Consider the following 24,809-nt stretch of genomic DNA (forward strand, 5'->3'; position numbering starts at 1 on the left):
TAGACGCATGCTCCACGTGATTCCCCTCGGAGGATTGGGCGAGATCGGCCTCAACGCGATGGTCATCGCCTGCCGTGGGGAGATGCTCCTCATCGACTGCGGGCTGATGTTCCCCCCCATCGGTACCCTGGGGGTGGACATCATCCTCCCGGACTTCACCTACCTCCGGCAGAACGCCTCCCTGCTCAAGGGCATCCTCCTCACCCATGGTCACGAGGACCATGTCGGCGCCCTGCCCTTCCTGCTCAACGAGGTGCCCGTCCCCGTCTACGGCACCCGCTTCACGCTGGGCATGGTGCGCCACCGGCTCCACGAGCTGGGCGTGGAGGCGGACCTGCGGGAGATAGAGCCCCGCAACCCCTTCCCCGTGGGCGCCCACTTCAAGGTCGAGGCCACCCGCGTCACCCACACCGTGCCCGATGCCGTGGGCTACGTCGTCCACACCCCCGAGGGCCCCGTCATCCACACCGGGGACTTCAAGCTGGACCCGGACCCCATCGACGGCCTGCGCACCGACCTCGAGCGCTGGGGCGAGCTCGGCGACCAGGGCGTGCTCTGCCTCCTGGCCGACTCCACCAACTCCGAGCGCACCCACGAGACGGGCAGCGAGCGCGAGGTGGAGCAGACCTTCGAGCGGCTCTTCCGCGACGTGCGCGGCCGCATCGTGGTGAGCATGTTCGCCTCCAACCTGCACCGCATCCACCACGTGCTGGACCTGGCCCGGACGCTGGAGCGCAAGGTGGTGACGATGGGGCGCAGCATGCTGCGCAACATCGAGATGGCCCGCGAGCTCGGCTTCCTCCCCTCCGTCACCGACGGGCTCTTCATCCCGCTCGAGGACGCGGCCAGGCTCCCCCCGGAGCGCGTGCTGGTGCTCGCCACCGGCTCCCAGGCCGAGCCCCGCGCCGGCCTCTCCCAGCTCGCCGCCGGAGACGGCCCCCTGCGCCTGGGCCCCGGAGATCTCGTCGTCCTCAGTGCCCGCGCCATCCCCGGCAACGAGCGCGCCGTGTCCGGCCTCATCGACCAGCTCCTCTGGCGCGGCGCCCGCGTCGTCTACCCGGACCTCGAGCCCGGTGTGCACGTGTCCGGCCACGCCAGCCAGCCCCAGCAGCGGCGGGTGCTGGACCTGGTGCGCCCCAGGAACTTCGTCCCCATCCACGGCGAGCTGCACCACCTCCACCGACACCTGGCCACCGCCCGGGAGTCCGGGCTGTCCCCCGAGCAGCTGCTGCTGGCGCAGGATGGGGACCTGCTCGTCTTCGAGGAGGGCCGGGGCCGCTTCTCGGGCAGCGTCCCCACGGGGCGCATCTACCAGGACCGCTTCGGCCAGGGGGTGGTGACGCCCGACATCCTCCAGGAGCGCACCCGCATCGCCGAGACGGGCTTCATCGTGGCGGCCCTGGTCATCGAGCGGGCCAGCCTGGCCGTCCTGGGGGGCCCCCAGCTGTCCGGACAGGGGCTCAACCTGGACGAGCAGGTGCTGCTGCCCCGGGTGGCCGAGGACGCACGGGCCTTCTTCCTGGAGATGTCCCAGCAACTCCGGGGGGATGACGCCCGGGTGCGGGAGGAGCTGGCCAAGGCGGTGCGCCGGGCCTTCAAGCTGTATACATCCAAGCGGCCCGTCGTGGTGCCGATGGTCATCAAGGTGTGATAAGGGCGCGAACTGCCATGCCTTCCTTCGACGTCGTCTCCAAAATCGATATCGCCGAGCTCGACAACGCGGTCAACCAGGCCAAGAAGGAGATCTCCACCCGTTACGACTTCCAGGGCGTCAACGGGGACATCGTCCTCGCCCCGGACAAGACGTCCATCACGGTGAAGGCCAACAGCGAGGAGAAGGTCCAGGCCGCCAAGGAAGTGCTCCTGAACAAGCTGGCCAAGCGCGGCATCTCGCTGCTGGCGCTGGAGTACGAGCCCATCGAGAAGACGGGCCTGTCCAACGTGAAGCAGCTCATCAAGCTGCAGCAGGGCATCCCGGTGGAGAAGTCCAAGGAGCTGGTGAAGCTGCTCAAGGACTCGAAGATGAAGGTCCAGGGCTCCATCCAGGCGGATCAGCTCCGCGTGACGGGCAAGAACAAGGACGATCTGCAGGCCGCCATGGCCCTCTTCCGGAAGGAAGCGGACAAGCTGCAACTCGACATGCAGTTCACCAACTTCCGGGACTAGCCGTGCGCTCACTCGTCGTTTCCGCCCTCCTCGCGGCGCTCGTGCCAGGGGCCGCCTCCGCCCAGGAGAAGAAGGAGCCGGCTCCCGCGAAGCCCCGCACGGTGAAGTCCGTGCCCTCGCTGCCGCGCGCGCCCAAGCTCGACGGCAACCTCAAGGACTTCCCCACCACACTCACGGTGAAGCCGCCGGCCTCCGTGGACGCGAGCGCCTCGTTCACCGCCCGCGCCGGGTGGCGCAAGGACACCCTCTTCGTGGGGGTGGAGGCCACGGACGATCAGCTCCAGGCCGCGGACGTGCTCACCCTCACCCTCTTCTTCCCGGACGCGGGCCTCACCGCCACCGGGCACGTCTTCCGCTTCGCCTTCGATGGCAAGCGCGCCTCGCCGCCGGACAGCGGCACCTCCCGGTACGCCCAGCAGCTGGTGGACGTGGGCGTGCAGCACAAGGACAACGCCCTGTCGCTCGAGGTGGCCATCCCCGCCCGGGCCCTGCCGCGCTTCCCCGCCGAGGAGCCGCTCACCCTCGACCTGTGCCTCACCTACGAGGACGTGGACGCGGCGGGCTCCACCCCCCCGGCCGTCTCCAACTGCAAGGGCGGCGGCATGGTGGGCGAGGTCCTCCGGCTGCCAGACGACTTCCGCAAGGGCCTCAAGCTGAAGCCCTCCAAGGGGGTCATCGGGCTCGAGGGACAGCCGGACGGCTGGCTGGGCTACGGCATCCTCCACTACCCGGACTGGGTGGAGGCGGACGAGCCCCTGACGCCCGAGCTGCTGGAGGTGCTGGTGGCCCCCCACACGGTGGACGCGGCGTCGGTGGGGGTGAATGTCCCCAAGACGCTCCTGCTGCCGAATGGAAAGACCCTGCTGGTGGTGTTGTCGGGCGAGAGCCCGTATACGGCCAACGGCACGTGTGACGGGGACAAGGAATTGCGCCTCGGCCTCTACCTCGTGAAGGGGAAGACGGCGCAACGGGTGCTCGAGTGGCCGGCCGCTACCTGTGCACTGGGACGAGCCACCTCGGTGGTGCTCGATGAAGAGGGCGCGTTGAGCATCGGTTACTCGAACGGCCCGACCATCAACTTTGCTTGGAGTGGCGACCACTTCGAGCGGACCGAACTCGGAAAGCGGTAAGGTAACGCCGTGCAGAATCCCCCAGAGACCAAGAGCCTCTACATGATGACCCTCGGCTGCCCGAAGAACCGGGTGGACTCCGAGGTGATGCTCGGCACCCTCAAGCAGCGGGGCTACTCGCTGGTGCAGGATCCGGCCGCGGCCCAGGTCATCGTCGTCAACACCTGTGCCTTCATCGGGCCCGCCAAGCAGGAGTCCGTGGACTCCATCCTGGAGATGGCCGAGTACAAGAAGTCGGGGGAGTGCAGCACCCTCGTCGTCACCGGCTGCCTCTCGCAGCGCTACGGCGCCGAGCTCTCCAAGGAGATGCCCGAGGTGGACCACTTCCTCGGCACGGGCGCCTACGCCCAGATTGGCGACTTGCTCGCCGCCGAGGCCAGCCCGCGTCAGGTGATTCCGGATCCGGACTACATCCACGACGCGCAGACGCCGCGCGAGAACTCGATGCCGTCGTACACGGCATACCTGAAGATCTCCGAGGGCTGCGACAACGCGTGCGCCTTCTGCATCATCCCCACGCTGCGCGGTGGCCAGCGCTCGCGGCCCATCGCGGACATCGTCGCCGAGGCCCAGCGCCTGTCCGAGCAGGGCGTGCAGGAGCTGAACCTCGTGGCGCAGGACCTGACGGCCTACGGGCATGACCTGCCCGGCAAGCCCAAGCTGCATGACCTGCTGCGCGAGCTGGTGAAGGTGGACGTGCGGTGGATCCGCCTGCACTACGCCTACCCGCGCGTCTTCACCGACGAGCTCATCGAGCTGATGGCGACGGAGAAGAAGATCGCCCGGTACCTGGACATGCCGCTGCAGCACGCGAGCGACAAGCTGCTGCTGTCGATGAAGCGCGGCCGGGACAGCAAGTTCCTCAAGGAGCTGCTGACGAAGCTGCGCGCGCGGGTGCCGGGGCTGGTGATGCGCACCTCGATGATCGTCGGCCTGCCCGGCGAGACCGAGGAGGACTTCGAGCTGCTCAAGGAGTTCGTGAAGGAGCAGCGCTTCGAGCGGCTCGGCGTGTTCCAGTACTCGGACGAGGAAGGCACGGCCGCGTACGACTACGAGAACAAGGTGCCGAAGCAGACCATCGAGCGCCGGTGGCGCGAGGTGATGGCCATCCAGAAGCGCATCAACCGCGAGCAGAACAAGAAGCTCGTGGGGCAGCGCATCGAGGTCCTGGTGGAGGGCCCGAGCGAGGAGTCCGAGCACCTGCTGGTGGGCCGCCACGAGGGCCAGGCGCCGGAGATCGACGGACTGGTCTACATCAACGACGGCCTGGCCTACCCGGGCGAGTTCGTCACCGTGGAGGTGACGGAGGCGCACGACTACGACCTGATCGCCAAGGTGGTGGAGCGCCCCAACCCGAAGGACCGCGTGCACAAGCCCCGCGAGTCCTTCCCCATGCCCGTGGTGACGTCGCAGCGCTGACGTCCCCGCGGTAGAGCCTCAGCGCCGCTCCAGGCGGCGCCACGAGCCCGCGCGCCCGGTCTCCTCGAAACCCGCGAGGGTCCCGGGCAGCGGCGCATCCCCGTACACCAGCAGGGCGCTGAAGGGCGCCAGCTGCTCCTCGGAGCCCGCGTCCATCCACTGGGGCAGCGATTGGCCCGGACGGAAGCGCACCGGCTGGTGGTCCGCATCGGCGAAGAAGTGGTGCCCCACCCCGCCCTGCGTCGCCGTCCACCACTGGCCCAGGTGCTCCAGGTACACGAGGCGGCTCCCCTGGGCCCGGTTCCCCACGAGCGAGACGTAGCCGTGCACCCCCGGCGGCGGAGGGCTGGCGATGAGGGTCTCGAGTCCCGCCACCTCCTGCTTGAAGCGCCAGTGGTAGCGCGCCGTCTCGGCGAGTGAAGCCACCACCACGAGCAGCAGCACGAGCCGCAGCCGCCGGTCGATGCGCGCCGGGTCCACCAACACGAGGGCGACGATGCCCGCGAGCACGGGCAGCCGCACGTGGATGAGCCACGCGCCCGAGAGCGCCTTGGGTGTCACCAGGAAGAGCGCGCCCAGCGCGAGGAAGAGCACCCAGGGAGCACGAGGCTCCTCGCGCCGGTGGCGCAGGTAGGCCAATACGAACACCAGCGTCACCAGCACCGGGCCGATGACGGCGAGACGGCCCTCGGGGCGGTAGTTGCGCAGGAGCCAGTTGAAGTGGGAGCCCCAGCCGTAGTCTGAGGCCATGTGGTTGCCGGGGGTGACGGCCCTCGACGCGAGCGTCAGCACACGGGTCGCACACAGGGCCAGGGGAAGCGCGAGGCCCGCGGCGGCGAGCCCTATCGCCCGTCTCCGATCTTCAGAGGTGAGCGCGAGCGCGGCCACGCCGACACAGAGGGCTCCGAAGGCGACGAGGTGCGAGAGCATCGTCGCCGTGGACAGGAGCGCGAGCCCCACCACCGCGCCCACCATGCGCCCGGAACCGCGCAGCGCGTGCAGGTAGAGCGCGAGCGAGAGCAGGGCGAGCGGCAGGGAGAAGAGGCTCGGCAGGAAGCCGTACCAGTAGGAGATGTTGAAGGCGAACGGGAGCCCGAACACCACCGTCCACGCGGGCCGGTGCAGGACGCGCGTGAACGCCAGGTGGGCCAGGGGGAAGAGCATCAGGGCCGTCCAGGCCGCCAGCCGCGCGGCGAAGGCCCCATTCGTCAGCAGCGTCACCGGCAGGAATAGCCAGATGGGCAACCCGTAGCCGAGCGGGAAATGCGCCTCGTAGTAGGCGGACACCTGGGGATTGCCCCGGACGAGCTCCGCGAGCGTCTGCATCTGGGCCGCGTGGGCGGGCAGATCGACGGCGGGCGGGATGCCACTCACGCACCACGCGGCGAAGATGCCCCAGGCTCCCAGCAGGAGGACGATCTTCCAGGACTCGCGCGGGGAGACGGGTGCGTCCAGCGGCTCTCGGGACATTTCCGCTCGCCTTATACCGCTCCTGTCCTCCTGGCGAACTCCTCGGGGAACACACTCCAGAGGGGAACCCGGGGTCCGTGGCACCCTCACCCCGTCCCTCTCCCGGAGGGCGAGGGGATATCTGGGAGACAGTGAGGACTTGTGGCGTCGGGGTTCAGCTACCTCGGATCCTCGGGCTCCTGCTCGCGCTCCTTCTTCGTCGGCGGCTTCGACGTCTTGCTCCGCTGGGGCACCGCCACCGCGTCTCCCAAGGGCGTCGGCTGGCACTCGCACACCGTGCGCCGCGTGCTCCCCTGGTGCACGAAGATGCAGGCGTTCGGACACTCCTGGAGCTGCCCTTCTTCGAACAGTGCCAGCGCGTATCCGCGCACCGACTTCAGGGCCTCGGCGCACTCGGGCATCGCCTGCGTCAGCCTCGGCCACGGCACCAGGTGTTGGGTCGTCACGCCCCGGCTCGTGGGCGAGAACGAGAACCCCACCTGGCAGTCCAGCGTCAGCGGCTTGCCGTCCTCGCCCAGTGGTTCCAGGTGCACCCGCCCTCCCTCGGGCAGGTCGCGAAACACCGCGCTCGTGAGCGCCCCCCGCCCGTCCGCCCCCCGCCGCACGTGCAGCCCGAAGCAGGACTCCTCGCGCGCCTCTTCCGGATTCTGGGAGCCCGGACGCGCGCAGCGCTGGCGGCCCTCGACGCTCTGCACGCGCGGCCGGCGCAGCACCAGCGTGTCGCCCTGCACGTCCACCATGGTGCGGAAGCGTCCCCAGACGTCCGGCCCCAGCCGGCCCAGCGTGGTCGGGTTCCTCCACCCCACTCCAGCCTCCAGCACCAGCGGAGTCACCCCCACGCCCGAGGTCACCTCCACCGCGTCCACCAGGAAGGCCCTCGGCGGCAGGTTGGCCGCCGTCTCCAGCGCCTGGAGTCCCTGCGCCTCCGCGGCCCCCATCGCGAGCCGCGAGAAGGGCTCGCGCGAGCCCAGCACGAAGGGGCCCGTGAGCGCCGCCTCGCCCTGCGTCACCCGCGCCGCCAGCAGCGGCCAGTCACCCACCGGATCCCTCGCGAGCTCGAGCCGGTGCACCTCCTCGGCCGGGTCCCCGCCAGCGGCGGCCGCGTCGGCGAGGTACTCCGCGCGCGGGCGAGACTTCTCGAAGGAGATCTCCCGGCGCAGCGGGTCCACCGTGAACGCATAGGCGGCGAGCACATCGGCCCCGAGCGTCACCGCGCAGGCCCGCTCATCGGTGAGCCCCATGCCACGAGGCCCCAGGTTGATGCCGCCCACGCGCAGGCCCGGCAGGCGCACCAGCGGCCAGTCACGCAGGGCCCCGGGCACGCCGTAGACATCCGGCACACGCGCGGAGCCCATCACGGGCGGAGGCGGCTTCTTCGCATCCCAGCAGGCCGAGGACACCGCCGAGAGCGCCCGGGCCACGTCCAGCACCACCGGCACCGCCCGCCCATTCAACTGCCCCTCCACCACGAGCCGCAGGTTGGGCGAGGGCAGCAGGGGCAACGTCTGGCCCACGAGACTGCCCGGGGCCTCGGGCGCGGCGGGGCCCGCCCCCCGGTGACACCCGGCGAGCAACAACAGCAGGGCCCCGAGACGCGCGCTCCTCACCGGCTACTTCCGCGGCTTGGTGAAGTCGTCGATGCGCGTGCCCTCGGGCGGGTTGATCTTGAAGGCATCCGCCCCGACGCCCACGTTCGTCTTCAGGTTGAGGAAGGCGATGGCGTTCTCGCTGCCGTCCGGATCCACCACCGTGCTCTTCAGCACCTGCGCCGTCTTCGGATCCACCTCCAGGCGCACCTGCTGGAAGCGCGGGTCCGGCTTGAGCGGGTCCAGCACCAGCAGCGTGCCCTTGCAGTCCTTGCAGGCGCCCTTGCTGATGGAGAACTCGTCCGCCAGCTTGCCCTGGCCGAAGAGGAACGTCACCGACGCGGATAGCTGGCTGGTGTCGATGCGGCCCACGCTCAGCGTCTGCGCCTCGGGGTCGTACGCGTACACCTTCTCGCCGGCCAGCACGAAGGTGCGCGCCGAGGGCTTCAGGTACTCCCAGCGCATCAGGCCCGGCTTCTTGTAGATGACCGTGCCCGTCGAGGACTGCGTGCGCCGCAGGGCCTTGTACTTGTAGTCCTGCTTGAACTCGGCCGAGAAGTCCTGCGTCTTCTCGTAGAAGGACTGCATCCGCTCCACCAGCTCCTTCACCTCCGGAGCGACCTTCTTGTCCGCGGCCTTCGGGGCCTCGGCGGCCTTCGGCGCTTCGGCCTTGGGAGCGGCAGGAGCAGGGGCCGGCTGAGCGGGCGCCTGGGCGACCACCTGGTGGGCGACGGTGGTGGGCACCGGGGCAATCACCGGCGCGGCGAGCAGGGTCACGAGCAGCTTCTCGAGGTACATGGCTTGAGCTCTCTCCAGGCGGGCGAGCCGCCCGCGAATCCAACTGTACCTACAGACGGGGCGCCCGGCCCGGCATTCAAGGCTTGGAGGGGGGCGCCTTCTTGAAGATGCGCTTCCGTTGTTTCACGGCGAGCACATAGAAACGGTCACGCAGCACCTGGGCCTCGGCCTCGGTGAGGTCTCCCACGCGCCCGAGGTGCTCCTCGCGCCAGGAGATGACCCGGGTGACACAGGCCGACACGGCGGCGGAGATGTTCAGGCTCTGGCTGAAGCCGCGCATCGGAATCCAGAAGGTGCCATCCGAGCCGTCCAGCACCTCCTGGCTCACCCCTTCCCGCTCGTTGCCGAAGACGAGGGCGATCTTCGAGTCGAAGCGCATCGAGTACAGGCTGGTGGCGTCCTCGCGGATGGCCGAGGCGTAGATGGAGAAGCCCCGCGACTTGAGGTGCTCGCGGCACGAGGCGAAGTCCTTGTAGAGCTTCACGTCGAGCCACTTGTCGCACCCCTGCCCCACCCGCGAGTTGGGCATGAAGGGCGCCGCGGGGTTGACGATGACATGCACCTCCTGGAGGCCATTGGCCTCGCAGGTGCGCAGCACCGCGGCGATGTTGAAGCTGTCCTCCAGCCGATCCAGCACGATGGTGAAGGTGCGCGTGCGCTGGGAGATGACCTTGTCGATCTTCTCCTTGCGCACGTCGAGCAGCAGCGACTCCGCGTCGATCGGAGCCTTCTCGAGCTTCTCGTAACGGGGGCCGCCACCAGCCATCGCGTCAGGACCTCCGGGCCCGCTTCGGCGCGGCCTTCTTCGCCGCCGCCCTGCGCGCCGGTGCCTTCTTCGCCGCGGCCTTCTTCGTCACCACCCGCTTCGCCGCCGCCTTCTTCGCGGGCGCCTTCTTGGCCACGGCGGCCTTCTTCGCGGGCGACTTCTTGGCCACCGCGGCCTTCTTCGCCGGAGCCTTCTTCGCCACCACCGCGGCCTTCTTCGCGGGCGCCTTCTTCACCGCCGCCGCCTTCCTGGCAGGAGCCTTCTTCGCGGGCGCCTTCTTCTCCGCCGCGGCCTTCTTCGCGGGGGCCGTCTTCACCACCGCCGGAGCCTTCTTCGCGGGGGCCGGAGCGGTCTTCTTCTCCGCCCGGGGCTTGGGCGGCGGCTCCACGTGCAGCTTGTCCGTACGGCCGGTGAAGAGCACCTCGGCCACCGCGTCCAACAGCGGCTGCATGCCCAGGCCCGTGGCGCACGAGACGGGGAACACGGCGATGCCGCGCTTGCGCATCTCCTCCGTCAGCTTCCCGAGCCGCTCCTGCGCGTGCGGCAGATCCAGCTTGTTGGCGGCCACCACCTGGGGCTTGCGCGACAGCTCCTCGCTGTACTTGCGCAGCTCCTCGTTGAGGACGTCGAAGTCCTTGAGCGGCTCGCGGTCCTCGACCTCGGTGCCCATGTCCAGCAGGTGGATCAGCACCTTGCAGCGCTCCACGTGCCGCAGGAACTGGTGCCCCAGCCCCACGCCCTCGCTGGCGCCCTCGATGATTCCGGGGATGTCCGCCATCACGAAGGACAGGCCGTCCTTGTACTGGACCAGGCCCAGGTTGGGCACCAGCGTGGTGAACGGGTAGTCGGCGATCTTCGGCCGCGCCCGGCTCACGATGGAGATCAGCGTGCTCTTGCCCGCGTTGGGGTAGCCCAGCAGTCCCACGTCGGCCAGCAGCTTCAGCTCCAGCCGCAGGGTGCGCTCCTCGCCCTTGGTGCCGTCCTGGGCGAAGCGCGGCGTCTGCCGCGTGGAGGTGGCGAAGTTCATGTTGCCCAACCCGCCCCGGCCGCCCTTGCACACCACCGTGCGCTCGCCGGCCGTGTTCAGGTCCGCCAACACCTCCTCGGTGTCCACGTCGCGGATGATCGTCCCCACCGGCACCTTGAGGAGCAGATCCTCGGACGAGCGGCCATTGCAGTCGCTGCCCATCCCGTTCTCGCCATTCCTGGCCCGGTGGTGCTGCTGGTAGCGGTAGTCCAGCAGCGTGGTGAGCTGCGGATCGGCCTCGAAGATGACCGAGCCGCCGTCTCCCCCGTCACCCCCGTTGGGGCCGCCGCGATCGACGTACTTCTCCCGGCGGAAGGCAACGGCCCCGTTGCCCCCGTCTCCGGCCTTCACGAAGATGCGGACTTCATCGACGAATTTCATCCCAGACCCCAGAAATGCGGAACGGGCCGCCTCCACGTCCCACGCCAGGAGGCGTATGGACCGGGAGCGACCCGCTCACGAGGCAAACGGGGAACCGGCCAGGCCGGCTCCCCTTTCAGACGACGCGCGGACTAGGCGCTCGTCTGCGCCGGGTGCACGGAGACCTTCTTGCGGTCCCGGCCCTGGCGCTCGTACTTCACCACTCCGTCCACCGTGGCGAAGAGCGTGAAGTCACGACCGAGCTTCACGTTGGCGCCCGGGTGGATCACCGTGCCGAGCTGCCGCACGAGGATGCTCCCCGCGCTGACCGTCTCGCCGGCGAACACCTTCACGCCACGGTACTTCGGATTGGAATCGCGACCGTTGCGCGAAGAACCCTGTCCCTTTTTATGAGCCATGACACCGATTCCTGATGAGGCCGGCGCGCCTCACAGCGCTCCGGGAAGTTGTGACCCGGACTAGCCGGAGATGGAGGTCACCTTGACCTCGGTGTAGGGCTGACGGTGGCCACGGCGGCGCGTCCAGCCCTCCTTCTCCTTGCGGAAGTGCAGCACCTTGCGGTGCTTGTCCTGGGCAAGGATCTTGCCCACGACCCTGGCGCCCGACACGGTCGGCCGGCCCACCTTCGGGCTGTCCGTCCCACCGAGCATCAGGACATCGTTGAAGGTCACCTCGGCGCCGATGTCTCCCGTGACCTTCTCGATCCGGAGCACGTCGCCCTCGGCCACGCGGTACTGCTTCCCGCCCGTGCGAATGACTGCGTACATCGTTGAACCCCTGAGTTTTGTTCCGGGTTGATTCAACCCGTGAAAGGCCGGCGTGCATTTCGGACGTCGAAAACCGTCCTACGATGCAAAGGTCGCCCGATCTACGGGAGAAGGCCAGGGGAGTCAAGGCAGATAGCACGCGGTGGCGCACGGAGTGCACTCCCGGAGCCCCCACCCCTCGCCCTGCCCACCCGTGGACAGGCGGTACTCCCCAGCCCGCCCGGCCGCCTGCCCCGCCGCCAGGCTGGGCCCTCCCCTTCTACAAGGAGTGGCCCCGATGCGGAAGTCCGGATGGATGCTCGCCCCCCTGGCCGCCGTGGCGCTCCTGGGAGGGTGCCGGAGCACGGCCTGCGAGGATCTGGCGGAGGCCTACGCCGAGGTGGCCCGGAAGTCCCAGCCCTGCGTGGAGCAGGCGCCCCTGCCCGCCTTCGAGGCCGCCCGGTGCGAGCAGAACCTCCAGGAGTGCGACGGGGACGACCTGGCGCAGTTGGAAGCCCAGGTGGAGTGCTACCAGGGGCTCGGCACCTGCAACCCCGAGCTGCCGAAGGCCTTCTTCCAGGCCCTCAGCACCTGTGACGGCTACGCGCTCAGCAATACCTGCGAGGCGGCCATCTTCTAGCCCGGCGGCCCCTGGACGAGCGCCAGGAGCCCACCAGACCGAAGGGCTTCTCAGCAGTTCGGCACGTTCTGGAAGCAGTTCACGAAGTTGGTGCAGGACTGCAGCTCGAGGCAGTCAGCCGTCTGCTTGTCCCAGTCCGCGCGGTCCGACGAGGTGAGGTTGTCCGTGCACTTGGTGTACTGCTCCGTGCACTCGTCCGCGCTCAGGCCCGCCGGGAGGAAATTGCACTCATCCGCGCGCTCGCAGAACCGCTGCTCGGTGGAAGCGCAACCAACGGCGAGACTGCAGCAGGCGACGGCCACGGCCATCCGAATCCGGAACATCATGGGTCTTCCCTCCCTCATCAGAATCCCGCCCCAGGGCGACAGGAGACGGGAATTCACTTGGTGTGGGGGGGCGTGACTGCCGGAGAAAGGTGCGCATGTCAACCAGACGGGCCGCCCCGGGGGCCGGGAGAGGCAGTTCACGTGCCCCCCGGAGGACGGCTAGAGTGCGCCCGCCATGTCTCGTACCGCTCGCCGCATCCCCGTCGTCAACCTGTCCCACTACCGCTCCGGCAGCCCCGAGGAGCGCGCCCGCTTCGTCCGGGTGTTCGGAGAGGCCCTCAAGGAGTTCGGTTTCGTCTCCGTCGAGGGTCACGGCATCGACGATGGGCTCATCCGCCGCACCTACTCGGACGTGGAGTCCTTCTTCCGCCTGCCGGAGCAGGTGAAGCACCGCTACCACGTGCCCGAGTTCGGCGGTCAGCGCGGCTACACGCCCTTCGGCCGGGAGCACGCGAAGAACCGCACCGTGGGCGACCTCAAGGAGTTCTGGCACGTGGGCCGCGACCTCCCCGAGGGCCACCCGCGCCGCCCGGACACCGCCGCCTACAACGTCTGGCCGGAGGAGGTGCCGTCCTTCCGCCCCAACACGCTCTCCCTCTTCAACGCGCTGGACGAGGCCGCGGCGCTGATGCTGCAGGCCGTGGCCGAGTACTTCGGCATCGAGCGCAACACCTTCAGCGACATGGCGCAGGACGGCACCTCCGTGCTCCGCGTCATCCACTACCCGCCCCTGAAGGAGAAGTTCATCCCCGGCGCGGTGCGCGCCGCCGAGCACGAGGACATCAACCTCATCACCCTGCTGTGCGAGGGCACCGCCTCGGGCCTGGAGCTCCTCACCCGCGACGGCGAGTGGATTCCCGTGGACACCCTGCGCGGGCAGATCGTCGTGGACTCGGGCGACATGATGAGCCGCATCACCAACGGCGTCATCCCCGCCACCACCCACCGCGTGGTCAACCCGCCCTCGGCCGCCGAGGACAACACGCGCTACTCCATGCCCTTCTTCGTGCACCCCTATCCGGAGTGCGTGCTGCAGCCCCTGCCCAGCACCGTGACGCCGGAGAAGCCGGGCCAGCCCCCCATCACCGCCGACGCCTTCCTCAAACAGCGTCTGCGGGAGATCGGCCTCATCAAGTAGCCTCGGCCGCGTGGAGTGACCCACCCCTCCCTCTCCCACCACCGCCACCTGCTCCTGCTCGGAGCGCTGGCGGTGCTCCCCGGTGTAGCCGGAGCCGGGGAGTTGCCCCGCCCCCTGATGCGCCCGGGCCACGTCGACCTGCGCATCGAAGCGGCCGCCTCGCTCCTCCCGCTGTCCCTCGAGGGCGGTGCCACCGTGGAGGCCGGCGTGCTGCCCCTCGCCACCGGCACGCTCTCCCTCGGCGCGGAGCTCGCCGCCAACCTGTGCGCGCTCGCGTGCTGGGTCCCCAACCTCTTCTCCGAGCGCGACACCTCGCGCTGGGACCTCTCCGCCGTGGGCCGCCTGGGCTACCACTTCACCCTGGCCAATCGGAACTACGGCCGGATGGACCTCTTCGGCGTCCTGCTCGGGGGCGTGATCGAACCGCGCACCACCGTCACCGCCCCCGGCTACCGCTTCGAGGGCCGCGGCCGGGGCGCCGTCCTCGGGCTCGGCATGGGCGGCAACTACTTCCCCTCCGCCTCCCGCTTCTTCCTGGGCTTCGAGGCCCGGCTCCGCTTCTCCACCGGCACCTACGCGCTCACCCTCACCCGGGGCTCCTACGACTTCACCGACGAGGATCGCCGCTGGCTCCGGCTCGGCCTCAGCACCGCCTTCTTCGTGGGGATCCGTCTTTTCTGATGCCCGGCCTGTAACCCATTGATTTTCGGACTCTCGAGCCGTCCCGCGCTGGCCACGAAACTCCGCACGGGTTATCCCGATAATCTAGGGGCCAGAGGCATCTTCCTGACCTACCGCGACCCCGTTCCCCAGGGGGGAGAACACCATGAAAGTCGGACAGAACCGGCCGTCCGTGCCCACGCAGAGCACCACCTCCACCGAGGCCCGGAAGGGAACCCCGGCGGCTCCGGCAAGGGCCCCCACGGCGCGTAACGCGAACACGTTCCAGACGGGCTTCGACACGGCGGTGAGGAAGAACACGTTCACCATGGAGGCCGCGGCCACGCCCGTCGTCATGACGCCGGCCCCTCCGCCCGAGACCGCCGCACCGGGGACCGCGGGCAGCAAGCTCACCGACGATCAGCTGAAGAAGGCGCTGAACGAGGCCCACCAGATGATCTTCGGCCGCGATGTCGACCCGGCCCAGCTCGACGGCTGGATGAACAGGGCCCGCAAGCTGCGGGACAACCCGGAGGACCCCTCCAAGCCGCTGAGCCTCGACGACATCAAGTACACCCTCTTCAGCGAGCTCCGCACCGGCAAGACCAAGGAGCAGCTGAAGACGCTGGACGATCCCACGCTGAAGCGGCTGGTGAACGATGCCTACCAGCTCTTCGCCGGTCCCGGCACCCAGCCCGACGCCGCCAAGGCCAAGGAACTGCTCGACCTGGCCACGCAGCTGCGCGACCACCCGGAAGACCCCTCCAAGCCCCTGGATGCCGACGGCATCAAGTACGCCCTCTTCTCCAAGCTGCGCGGCACCTACAACAGCGACCCCAACGGCAAGGTGACCGACGCTCAGCTGAAGAAGGCGGTGAACGACGCCTACCAGCTCTTCGCCGGTCCCGGTGCCCAGCCCGACGCCGCCAAGGCCAAGGAGCTGCTCGACTTCGCCACGCAGCTGCGTGACAAGCCGGAGGACCCCTCCAAGCCGCTGGATGCCGACGGCATCAAGTACGCCCTCTTCTCCAAGCTGCGCGGCACCTACAACAGCGACCCCCAAGCCAGGCTCACCGACGACCAGCTGAAGAAGGCGCTGAACGAGGCCCACCAGATGATCTTCGGCCGCGATGTGGACCCGGCCCAGCTCGACGGCTGGATGAACAGGGCCCGGAAGCTGCGGGACAACCCGGAGGACCCCTCCAAGCCGCTGAGCCTCGACGACATCAAGTTCACCCTCTTCAGCGAGCTGCGCACCGGCAAGACCAAGGAGCAGCTGAAGACGCTGGACGATCCCACGCTGAAGCGGCTGGTGAACGATGCCTACCAGCTCTTCGCCGGTCCCGGCACCCAGCCCGACCCCGCCAAGGCCAAGGAGCTGCTCGACCTCGCCACGCAGCTGCGTGACAAGCCGGAAGACCCCACCAGGCCGTTGGATGCCGACGGCATCAAGTACGCCCTCTTCTCCAAGCTGCGCGGCACCTACAACAGCGACTCCAAGGCCAAGATCACCGACGATCAGCTGCGCAAGCTGCTGGACGAGGCCCACAACCTCGTCTTCGGCAACGGCGCCAACGGCCCCAACGTCGAGACCTGGATGGCCAGGGCCCGGAAGCTGCGCGACGACAAGGACAATCCGCTGGACGCCAACGGCATCAAGTACGCCCTCTTCAGCCAGATGCGCCAGGTGAAGTAGCCGCGCGCACGGCCCGGGCCGCTGGAGACACGCATCGTCTTCAGCGGCTCGCCCCGCGGCCTCAGTGCACGACTCTTCCGGACCCGGAGGACGTCTCCTCGCCCACCGGAGCACCCCCGGCTTCGAGCAGCTGGAGGAGATCCTTCGTCGTCAGCCGCGCCGCGGCGTCCGTGCCCTCGAGCACACCCGCCACGAGCGAGCGCTTGTCCGCGTGGAGCGAGAGGATCTGCTCCTCGATGGTTCCCCGGGTGACGAGCCGGTACACCGTGACGGGCTTGTCCTGGCCGATGCGATGGGCGCGGTCGGTGGCCTGATCCTCCACGGCCGGGTTCCACCACGGATCCAGGTGGATGACGTAGTCGGCCGCGGTCAGATTGAGGCCCGTGCCTCCCGCCTTGAGCGAGATGAGGAACAGGTCGCCCTCGCCGCGCTGGAAGGCCTCCACCCGCTTCGCCCGCGCCCCCGCCGGGGTCGAGCCATCCAGGTACTGGTAGCGGAACCCCGCCCGGTCGAGCTCCTCGCACACCAGGGCGAGGTGCGAGGTGAACTGGCTGAACACCAGCGCCCGGTGGCCCGCGTCACGCAGTTCCTCGAGCAGCTCGAGCAGGCGGCGCATCTTGGAGGAGCTGACGTTCGATTTCGAGTCGTAGAGCTTCGGATGGGAGGCGAGCAGCCGCAGGCGCGTCAGGGCCGCGAGCACCTGGAACTGCTGCTGCTCGTTGCGCACGCCCTTGCCTTCCCGGGAGACCTCGGCCACGGCGGCGAGGCGCGCGTCCTCGTAGAGCGCCCACTCCTCCTCGGAGAGCGCGACGGGGACCTGGATCTCCGTGCGGGACGGCAGCTCGCGAGCCACCTCGCGCTTCGTGCGCCGGAGCAGGAAGGGCTTGAGCACCCGGTGGAGCGCATCACGCGCCTCGGGATCCTTGCCGCGCTCGATGGGCGCGGCGAAGCGCTCGCGGAACTGCTCCCAGCTCCCGAGCAGGCCGGGGAAGACGATGGAGAAGAGGCTCCACAGCTCCCCGAGATGGTTCTCCAGGGGCGTGCCCGACATCGCGAGCCGGAAGCCGGCATTCAGCTTGCGCGCCGCACGGGCCCGGTGCGTGGCCGGGTTCTTCAGCGCCTGCGCCTCGTCGATGACGAGGGTGGCGAAGGTGACGGCGCTCAGGCTCGCGATGTCCCGCGTGAGCAGGCCATAGCTGACGATCAGCACGTCCTTCTTCGTGAGCTTCGCGAGACACCCCGCGCGATCCGGCTGCTCGGCGTAGAGGAGGGGACGGAGGTCCGGCGCGAACCGGCGGAGCTCCTGCACCCAGTTGAAGCCCACGGACGTGGGGCAAAGCACGAGCGCGGGCCCGAGGCGCGTCCGGTCCACCAGCACCGAGATCGCCTGCACCGTCTTCCCCAGGCCCATGTCGTCCGCGAGGCAGGCGCCAGCCCCCCACGCCGCGACCCGGCTGAGCCATGCATGCCCCTCCACCTGATAGTCGCGGAGGGTCGCCTTGAGCGACGCGGGCGGCTTGGGCCGGAGCGACAGCGAGGCCGCGAGGCGCTCGGTGAGCAACTGCCAGGCCGGTGCCGACTCCACCTCCGCCCCCGCACCGCCGAGCGCCTCGATCGCGGGAACGGCTCCGGGTGACAGCTCCACCCGTCCACCTCGAGCGAAGGTGTGATCGGCGATGGCCCGGAGCCGGTGGCGCAACGTGTCGCTGAGCTCGACCCAGCGCCGCTCGTCGACCCGCACGAACCGCTGCTGCCGCCGCGCCGCATCGAGCAACACCGCGAGCTCGAGCCGGCCCACCTCGACCTTCAGCTGGCCGTTGATGCCGAACCAATCCCGCTTCCGTTCGATCTGGACCTTGAGCGCCTCGGGGCCGACCGACGACATGACCCTCGGCTTCTCATCGAGCCACTCGACGGCGAGTCCACGCGGGGGATTCTGCAGGGCGGCCACGAGCTCCAGCGCGGAGTCGGTGTCCTTCATCCGGAAGCAGTAGGGCGGGCCTTCTTCCGCGTTGGCGAGCGGAAGCGTCGAGAGCATCGCCCGCGCCCGCTCGTCCTCGGTGAGCAGGGAGCGCCGCACGTACGCGCGCTCGGCGCCTCGCAGCAGCAGGACATCCCGAGGGCCCACTCCCGGATGGAAGAGCGGTGCACCCGGACCCGGACGCACGAGCAGCTCGAGCTCGAGCGACACGTCCGGCAGGAGCCTCAGCCGGACCACCGTCTCCGGCTCGGAGGAGATCTCCCGGCCCTTGAGCGACTCCGGGACCACGAGCGGGAGCCGGGCCTCCAGACGCGAGAGCCTTTCGAGCAACGGCTGCTGCGCCTCGGGTGGGAACCGCGCACCGTGCTTCTGGAGCAGCTCGAACAGCTGGCGGGCCTCGTCGCTCACGTCGATCAACAGGCAGCGGCCCCGCTGCTCCTCGGCGGTGAAGAGCGGCTCGCCCGGCGCGAAGGACTTCATCAGGGCGGTGAGCAGGCGCGCGTCGAAGACCTCGCCGTCGACGGAGGGCTCGAGCCGGATGTGATCGCCGGACGGCACCGCGATGAACCCCAGCCGGACCCGCTTCAGCTCGAGCGGCTCATCGGGCGAGACATCGAGCGCCACGCGTGGATGGCCCACCAGCGCGACGAAAGCCCGGGCCGCGTATGTACTGCCCCGGGCTCCCGGACGTGCCGACCAGGAGGAGAAGAGCTCGGCGACGCGCAGGTCCTGCTCGGAGAGGGAGTCGCGGTGCTCGTCGAGCAGGCGTGCGGGGGTGGTGCGCGCCCCCGAGGACAACGTGCCCCGGCGGCTCCGCTTCTTCACCGAGGGCACCGCGGTGAGCATCCCGAGCTCATGCTCGATGCGCCACCACACCTCGATGAAGGTGCGCGGCTCGGTGAGCTTCGCCTCGAACACCTCGAGCGCCTTGAGGGCCCGGGCCCACGAGGGCCTCAGGAGCTCATAGGCCAGGACCCGCGCCTCGTCGCGCCGCGCCGGGTCCTCGAGCAGATCCATCGTGGCGTCCAGCAGCGCGAGGGCATGCGTGCAACCACCGCCCCGGGCCTCGCAGGTGCACTCGAGCCGGGGCTCGCCGTCGTTGGGGAACGACAGCCTCGATTCGGCCGCGAAGGAGCCATAGGACGGTCCACCGCGAACGCGCCGCCAGCGCTCCTTCCACGAGACGGCACAGGGCTCGGCGAGAAATGCCCAGGAGCCGGAGGCGCGTGCGGCGCGGGAGCGGGGAACGGCACGCGAGCGGATGCCACGCCGGAGCTGGAGCAATCGTGACCAGAGCACCGCGAGGGCGGGGTCCTCGAGCGACTCCGGGCGAGAGGCCTCCTCGAGCACGCCGAGCCGGAGGGACTCCGCTTCATCGGCCAGGAACGCGGCGACCGCGAGGGGCACCGCCTCCTCGAGGACCCCGCGAGCCCGGGCCGCCAGATAGCGCGAGGCCCCTTCGCGAGACCCGATGTCCCGAATGGGGAGACCGCTGAGCGCATAGCGCAGGCTGTTTTTCTGCGCCTCATCCACCGCGAGTGCGGGCAGCAGCACCTCCGCCGAGGTCGCCAGGGCGTCCTGGAGCGAGTGGGCCTCCGCCCATTGCTCCAGTTCCTTCCGGGTCCCGAAAGGCGAAGGGAGGGCGACAGGTCCGGAAGCGGCGGGGGTGCGAGGCGTGAGGAGGGACACGGAGGCGGCGGAGTGTAATCGCGAGGGTGGGCCGGATCAGCCTCCGTTCTGATGCCTGGGAAGCGAGGAAGCAGGCGCTAAAAACGCCCCCGCAGTACTCACGAGGAGCAGGAGCGGGCTGGAACCCGCCATACCCATTCCTCACTGCGCCAGGCAGTTCACGTCAGCCAACGCGACCTCGAACGCGTTTCCGACCTGATAGGACGCGAACTCCCTGTTCGGCGTGAACCACGTCACTGCTCCGGTATCGAGGAAGCGTGGTCCTCCAGAGCAGGGGTCACCTGGTTCGCACGCGAGCATATGAAGCATTTCGTGGATGGCGGTGTGAAGAATGTCGCTCCTCACGCTGGGAGACTTGAAGTAGGAAGGATCGAAGCGCAGGGCGGAGGCCGAGGTGCTCTCGAATCGGGTCGAAGCCGTTCCCCCTCCATCGACCACACGGACTCTCACGGTAGGACTGCCCGCGACGTAGCGCGTGAGGCGTGTGGCAATCTCCGTCCAGCTCATCCGCTCTGGCTTGAACCACCCGAGGTCATACCCTGTCCGGCCGTTCACCCCGGAGAGTCTCGTCTGGAGAGCAGGGCATGTCGGGTTCAGCAGCGCAACGCAAACCCGTTGAAAGCCTTCCGTGACGATGGCCCGGTCACTCTCCCGGGTCCCGTCCTCGAATGTGAGGCGAACACATCCTTCAATCGGGACGTCGGTGACGGATGCCGTCACTTCTTCAGATGCCGCCCCTTCCGTGCTCCTCGTCACCTGCTCCGTGGTTGCGCAGCCAACGCCTACGCAACCGATGACGGCGCTAATGATGAGGCAAGCAGGTCGCAATGAGGACATGTCCGATTCTCCTTTTCCCACGATGAACGGCGTGTCCATGCCAGCATACCGGCCATCCGCGTGCTCTTCGCAAGTACCTCGTCCCACTGCTTCGAGTATACAACAAGGACCCTCATGAGTTCGCCAAATCTCCACATCGCATCGAGCCACTTTGGTTCTGGCGTTGTTTTGTTTGTGGCCCTGGGCATCCTCGCCGTCCCGAGAACTGCGGAGGCGCAGATGACCGCATCTGAAGCCGCCACCTTCTATGACGCCTTCCTCGGCCAGCCGGCCAAGAGCTGCGCTGACCTGCGTGCATATCCGGGCAAAGTGCCTTCGTTCCGCTCGGAGCTCTGTGTTGGTGCCGCGAACACCGCGCCCATCAACCTGGATGCGTACCTGAAAGACCGCGTCCCCAAGGTGGCGCTCAAGACGAAGGCGCTCATCAACGGCGGCGGCGTCAGCATGGGTTCCTACCAGGCCGGGCGGCTGCAGGGGCTCATCAACGAAGCGCGCGTCGAGGTGCTCGACAAGCTCTTCGACGCCGCCGTGCTCGCTACCGACCCCAGTGAGCTCGCGAAGGTGGATGAGCGGCTGAACGCGGTGCTCGCCGGCACGGACTGGGCCAACCTGGGATTCACCCAGGTGGCGGGCGCGTCCGCTGGTGGCATGAACGCCTTGGGCTTCGCCATCGAGGTCTGCCGGGACACGCTCCTGCCCACCTTCGCCCCCAAGAGCACGACGCCTTCGTTCCTGGACAAGACCGACTCGGTGCTGCGCCGCATGTGGATGGACGTAGGGTTCGAGGAGAGCGACCCGGACTCGTGGGTTGGCGGCGCCGCGCTGCTGCGCCCGGGCAAACTCCCCGAGGATGCCGCCCGTGCGGACAAGAACGCCGTCTTCTCCGCGGAGCCGCTCGACCAGGTCATTTCAAAGGTCACGCAATTCTTCGAGTCCGATCCCAAGCGCGCTGCCCCGGTGCCACTCCGGGCCGGCTGCCACATGGGTGCCTCCATCACCCTCACCAGCTTGAAACCGGTTGAGGTGAACCTGAAGGGAGAGGAGGACGGTTCGTTCCTATCCGTCACTCTTCCTGTGATGGTGGAGTTGAGGACGACCTCCACCACGCCGCCGCATTTCGAGGTGAAGGCGTACGACGACGGCAACGAGTCCATCATGACGGTGGACGGCAACGCCGAGGCGTTTCTCAAGCTCGTGCGGGCGACCGGCGCTCTTCCGCCGGCGCTCCCGATGCTCACGCTTTGTGAGGATTCGCTCGCGGGCCCCATCCAGTTTGGAGGGACGAGGTACACGGTCGGAGCGTGCGACCTTGAAGATTGGGAAAAAGCCGTGCAAGCCAAGGAGGGCAACTGGTTACGGCCATGGAAAAAGCCAAAGCGAGGCGGTGTCCGCGGAGAGTTGAGCCTCATCGACGGCGGCCTGTTCAACAACAACCCGCTCGATCTGGTGCTGGATCGGACGCCGCTGGATCAGAAGTCACCCGGCAGCATCCAGACGTTCCTGTTCTTCGATCAGGACTTCACGGAGATCCCGCGTCCAACGGCCCGTGCGAAATACACGGGCAACACGCTGTACGTGCATTTTCAACAGCTCATCAGCGCGGCGCTCGTGGACGTCGCTCGCAACCAGCAGGTGTCATCCGCGCTGCGCCGGTTCAAGCCGCAAACGGGAGGGGCCGCTCCGGCGAGGCCGCAGGTCGTCTCCATCGGCCGCAAGAGCCCAGCACTCAGCGAGGCAGGCTTCGCCACCTCCGCCTTCCTGCTGCGGGAGTTGCGCGAGATCGACTATCTCGCGGGCATCCTCGACGGGCACTCGTCGTCCCCCCATGAGACCTGGGTATCGCGGCACGCGGACGTCCAGCTTCTGCGCAGATTCTACGACTCGCCCCTGGGCCCCACCTTGGATGCCACGGCACTGGCTGCGCTCGTCGATACGTGCCGCACGCAGCCATCGGTCCTGGCGCTTGGACAGGCGGCTTGGGGGCGGCGCTGCCTTCTGGCCGGGGCCGCTCGCTTGTCCGTCCAGGAGCTCAAGAGCATCTGTGGCGACAGTTCCACGAGCGATAAATGTGAAAAGGCCTCGGAGTTCTCCGCGCTGGGCAAGGCGGCCAAGGAGCTCCAGGCCACCCAGAAGACCTGGCAATTCGAGGAAGGCATTGGCAAGGACATCGATCATCAGTTGTCGCTGCTGGGCGATCGAATCGACGAGATGGTCCGCAATCAGCCCTCCCGCCTCGCATTGCCGAGCCGCGCGCTCGACATGGCACTGGAGTCACTGTTCATCGACGGCCTGCAGTTCCAGCCCAACACCTTCAGCGATGAGAAGGACCGGCGGGTGATGCGCGGGCGGAAGAATACGGTGGCATGGGGCCTGCTCACTGACCTGCGCCTCGTGGTCGATCGATCCTTCTGGGCGCTTGAGGCGTCGCGGCGTTTCAACCCGTGGGTTGCCGCAGCATTCGCCCCGGGCGGCGTGGAGATGGGCTGGGGATTCGTGCCCGCGCTGTCGCTCGGAGCGGGGATCGGGTGCTCGAACCACGGGGCGTTCACCTGGTTCACATGTACGCCGCAGCCGGAGCGCCTGGCGGATGGCAGCTTCAGAGCCACAGACTCGTTCCACTCCTTCCTGGTACACGGAAGCTTGAGCGCTGAGGTGCTCGTGCTGAGGCCCCACCCGGTCCTGTCCTTCCACATGGGCCCTCTCGTGACGGCACGTAGCAAGCCCTTCGGAGGCGGAGGGCGCACCCTGGGCGTGGAAGCCGGCGGGTTCCTGCGCCTGGGGCTGGCCCGCTGGATCTCTCTCGATTTCCGCGTCGTGACGGGTCTGCCCGTGGGCGTGGGCACCGGCACGGCGAAGCCAGTCGGGTCACCCGACCTGATCTTCGCCGCTGGCTGGCAGTACTGAGGGCTACTCCCCGATCTTCTTCTTGAGCAGCTCGTTGACGAGGGCCGGGTTGCCCTTGCCCTTCATGGCCCGCATCACCTGGCCCACGAAGAAGCCGAAGATGTGCTTCTTCCCGGCCTTGTACTTCTCCACCTCGCCCGCGTTCTTCGCCAGCACCTCGTCCACCACCGCCTCGATGGCGCCCGTGTCGCTCACCTGCGCCAGGCCCTTCTCCGCGATGATGGCCTCCGGGTCCTTCCCCGTGCGGAACATCTCCCCGAACACGTCCTTGCCCGCGTTCGCCGAGATGCTCCCCTTCTCCACCGCCGTCAGCAGGCTCGCGAACTGCACCGTCGTGAAGCGCAGCGTGGTGACGCTCCCGCCCTCCTCCTTCAACAGCCGCAGCAGCTCTCCGAGGAACCAGTTCGACAGTCGCTTGTAGTCCTTGAAGTGCTGCGCCACCGCCTCGAAGTAGTCCGCCAGCGGGCGCTCGGCGCACAGGATCTTCGCGTCATACGCCGGCAGCCCGTACTGGCTCGTGAACCGCGACACCTTCGCCCGGGGCAGCTCCGGCAGGGACTTCGCCACGTCGTCGATCTGCGCGTCCGTCAGGTGCAGCGGCGGCAGGTCCGGCTCCGGGAAGTAGCGGTAGTCGTGCGCCTCCTCCTTCGAGCGCATCGAGCGCGTCACGCCCTTGTTCGGGTCGTACAGCCGCGTCTCCTGCTCCACCTTCCCGCCCGACTCCAGCAGGTCCACCTGCCGGGAGATCTCATACTCGGTGGCCTGCTTGATGAACCGGAACGAGTTGATGTTCTTCAGCTCCACCCGCTGGCCGTACGCCGTGCTGCCCTTGCGCATCACGGACACGTTGACGTCGCAGCGCAGCGAGCCCTCCTCCATGTTCCCGTCGTTCACCCCGAGGTACACCAGCACGTCCCGCAGGGCCTTGAGGTACTCCACCGCCTCGTCCGCGCCGCGCAGGTCCGGCTCGCTGACGATCTCCAGCAGCGGCACGCCCGCGCGGTTCAGGTCCACCAGGCTCTCGGCCGCCGAGGCGTCGTGCACGCTCTTGCCCGCGTCCTCCTCCATGTGGATGCGGCGGACGCGGACGACCTTCTCGCCCTCGGGCGTGTCGATGGTCAGCTTGCCCCACTCGCAGATGGGCTGGTCGAACTGCGTGATCTGGTAGCCCTTGGGCAGGTCCGGATAGAAGTAGTTCTTCCGGCTCCACACGCTCGTCTTGTTGAGGGTGCAGCCGAGCGCCAGGCCCGTGCGGATGGCGAACTCCACCACCTTCGCGTTGAGCACCGGCAGCACGCCGGGCAGGCCCAGGCACACCGGGCAGGTGTTGTGGTTGGGCGCCGCGCCGAAGCTGGTGGAGCAGTTGCAGAAGATCTTCGTGTGCGTCAGCTGTTGGGCGTGGACCTCGAGCCCGATGACCGGCTGGAAATCGCTCAGGGGCATGGCGTC

Annotated in this window: 20 protein-coding genes; 9 read left to right on the forward strand and 11 right to left on the reverse strand. The window is 68.5% G+C overall.

Going from position 1 to position 24,809, the window contains the following annotated elements; genetic code table 11:
• Positions 1 to 7 precede the first annotated feature (7 nt).
• Genes VFZ09_RS39590 through rimO form a run of 4 tightly spaced genes read left to right on the forward strand, consistent with a single transcriptional unit; the run spans position 8 to position 4,715 of the window.
• Complete coding sequence (locus tag VFZ09_RS39590; RefSeq protein WP_329732966.1) at positions 8 to 1,651, forward strand: ribonuclease J; 1,644 nt, start codon at positions 8 to 10, stop codon at positions 1,649 to 1,651.
• 17 nt (positions 1,652 to 1,668) lie between these two features.
• A complete protein-coding gene (locus VFZ09_RS39595) occupies positions 1,669 to 2,166 on the forward strand; it encodes a YajQ family cyclic di-GMP-binding protein (protein ID WP_329732967.1) in 498 nt (165 codons plus the stop codon).
• Positions 2,167 to 2,168: 2 nt separating this feature from the next.
• Positions 2,169 to 3,296, forward strand: a complete 1,128-nt coding sequence (locus VFZ09_RS39600) for a hypothetical protein (RefSeq protein WP_329732968.1) — start codon at positions 2,169 to 2,171, stop codon at positions 3,294 to 3,296.
• Between the two features lie 45 nt (positions 3,297 to 3,341).
• Entirely contained in the window at positions 3,342 to 4,715 is a 1,374-nt protein-coding gene (gene rimO / locus VFZ09_RS39605; protein ID WP_329733019.1) for a 30S ribosomal protein S12 methylthiotransferase RimO, read from the forward strand.
• An 18-nt stretch (positions 4,716 to 4,733) separates the two neighbouring features.
• Here rimO and VFZ09_RS39610 read toward each other — a convergent pair whose 3' ends face one another.
• The 7 genes from VFZ09_RS39610 to rplU all read right to left on the reverse strand — a co-directional run bounded on the left by VFZ09_RS39610 (position 4,734) and on the right by rplU (position 11,510).
• Positions 4,734 to 6,185 (reverse strand): hypothetical protein, encoded by a 1,452-nt coding sequence (locus VFZ09_RS39610; protein ID WP_329732969.1) that lies wholly within the window; start codon positions 6,183 to 6,185, stop codon positions 4,734 to 4,736.
• A 158-nt stretch (positions 6,186 to 6,343) separates the two neighbouring features.
• Positions 6,344 to 7,792: a hypothetical protein gene (locus VFZ09_RS39615; RefSeq protein WP_329732970.1), complete on the reverse strand. Its 1,449-nt coding sequence runs from the start codon at positions 7,790 to 7,792 to the stop codon at positions 6,344 to 6,346.
• Positions 7,793 to 7,795: 3 nt separating this feature from the next.
• On the reverse strand, positions 7,796 to 8,569 hold the full coding sequence (locus VFZ09_RS39620; protein ID WP_329732971.1) for an outer membrane lipoprotein carrier protein LolA: 774 nt from the start codon (positions 8,567 to 8,569) through the stop codon (positions 7,796 to 7,798).
• A 76-nt stretch (positions 8,570 to 8,645) separates the two neighbouring features.
• Entirely contained in the window at positions 8,646 to 9,335 is a 690-nt protein-coding gene (locus VFZ09_RS39625; protein ID WP_329732972.1) for an RNA methyltransferase, read from the reverse strand.
• A gap of 4 nt (positions 9,336 to 9,339) precedes the next feature.
• Positions 9,340 to 10,743: a GTPase ObgE gene (gene obgE / locus VFZ09_RS39630; RefSeq protein ID WP_329732973.1), complete on the reverse strand. Its 1,404-nt coding sequence runs from the start codon at positions 10,741 to 10,743 to the stop codon at positions 9,340 to 9,342.
• A 131-nt stretch (positions 10,744 to 10,874) separates the two neighbouring features.
• Positions 10,875 to 11,141 carry a 50S ribosomal protein L27 gene (rpmA, locus tag VFZ09_RS39635; RefSeq protein WP_047855918.1) on the reverse strand — a complete coding sequence of 89 codons (267 nt, stop codon included), beginning with the start codon at positions 11,139 to 11,141 and terminating at the stop codon, positions 10,875 to 10,877.
• Between the two features lie 60 nt (positions 11,142 to 11,201).
• A complete protein-coding gene (gene rplU, locus VFZ09_RS39640) occupies positions 11,202 to 11,510 on the reverse strand; it encodes a 50S ribosomal protein L21 (RefSeq protein WP_329732974.1) in 309 nt (102 codons plus the stop codon).
• 277 nt (positions 11,511 to 11,787) lie between these two features.
• Between rplU and VFZ09_RS39645 the strand changes: the two genes are divergently transcribed.
• Positions 11,788 to 12,129 (forward strand): hypothetical protein, encoded by a 342-nt coding sequence (locus VFZ09_RS39645; protein ID WP_329732975.1) that lies wholly within the window; start codon positions 11,788 to 11,790, stop codon positions 12,127 to 12,129.
• Between the two features lie 50 nt (positions 12,130 to 12,179).
• On the opposite strand, the gene VFZ09_RS39650 is transcribed toward VFZ09_RS39645, so the two are convergent.
• Positions 12,180 to 12,455, reverse strand: coding sequence for a hypothetical protein (locus VFZ09_RS39650; protein ID WP_329732976.1), 276 nt, complete (start codon positions 12,453 to 12,455; stop codon positions 12,180 to 12,182).
• Positions 12,456 to 12,630: 175 nt separating this feature from the next.
• Here VFZ09_RS39650 and VFZ09_RS39655 point away from each other — a divergent pair, with 175 nt between their 5' ends.
• The 3 genes from VFZ09_RS39655 (at position 12,631) to VFZ09_RS39665 (ending at position 15,949) form a co-directional block, all read left to right on the forward strand.
• On the forward strand, positions 12,631 to 13,593 hold the full coding sequence (locus VFZ09_RS39655) for an isopenicillin N synthase family dioxygenase (protein ID WP_329732977.1): 963 nt from the start codon (positions 12,631 to 12,633) through the stop codon (positions 13,591 to 13,593).
• 15 nt (positions 13,594 to 13,608) lie between these two features.
• A complete protein-coding gene (locus VFZ09_RS39660; protein WP_329732978.1) occupies positions 13,609 to 14,274 on the forward strand; it encodes a hypothetical protein in 666 nt (221 codons plus the stop codon).
• A 145-nt stretch (positions 14,275 to 14,419) separates the two neighbouring features.
• Positions 14,420 to 15,949, forward strand: a complete 1,530-nt coding sequence (locus VFZ09_RS39665) for a hypothetical protein (protein WP_329732979.1) — start codon at positions 14,420 to 14,422, stop codon at positions 15,947 to 15,949.
• 61 nt (positions 15,950 to 16,010) lie between these two features.
• On the opposite strand, the gene VFZ09_RS39670 is transcribed toward VFZ09_RS39665, so the two are convergent.
• On the reverse strand, positions 16,011 to 19,484 hold the full coding sequence (locus VFZ09_RS39670) for a DEAD/DEAH box helicase (protein WP_329732980.1): 3,474 nt from the start codon (positions 19,482 to 19,484) through the stop codon (positions 16,011 to 16,013).
• A gap of 276 nt (positions 19,485 to 19,760) precedes the next feature.
• Positions 19,761 to 20,495 carry a hypothetical protein gene (locus VFZ09_RS39675; RefSeq protein ID WP_329732981.1) on the reverse strand — a complete coding sequence of 245 codons (735 nt, stop codon included), beginning with the start codon at positions 20,493 to 20,495 and terminating at the stop codon, positions 19,761 to 19,763.
• A gap of 75 nt (positions 20,496 to 20,570) precedes the next feature.
• Here VFZ09_RS39675 and VFZ09_RS39680 point away from each other — a divergent pair, with 75 nt between their 5' ends.
• The gene (locus tag VFZ09_RS39680) at positions 20,571 to 23,360 is read left to right on the forward strand and encodes a patatin-like phospholipase family protein (RefSeq protein WP_329732982.1); all 2,790 of its coding nucleotides are present in this window, start codon (positions 20,571 to 20,573) and stop codon (positions 23,358 to 23,360) included.
• A 3-nt stretch (positions 23,361 to 23,363) separates the two neighbouring features.
• Here the strand turns inward: VFZ09_RS39680 and gatB are convergent, their stop codons facing one another.
• Positions 23,364 to 24,803 (reverse strand): Asp-tRNA(Asn)/Glu-tRNA(Gln) amidotransferase subunit GatB, encoded by a 1,440-nt coding sequence (gatB, locus tag VFZ09_RS39685; RefSeq protein ID WP_329732983.1) that lies wholly within the window; start codon positions 24,801 to 24,803, stop codon positions 23,364 to 23,366.
• Positions 24,804 to 24,809 lie beyond the last annotated feature (6 nt).

Source organism: Archangium sp. (assembly GCF_036277355.1).
Lineage (GTDB): Bacteria > Myxococcota > Myxococcia > Myxococcales > Myxococcaceae > Archangium.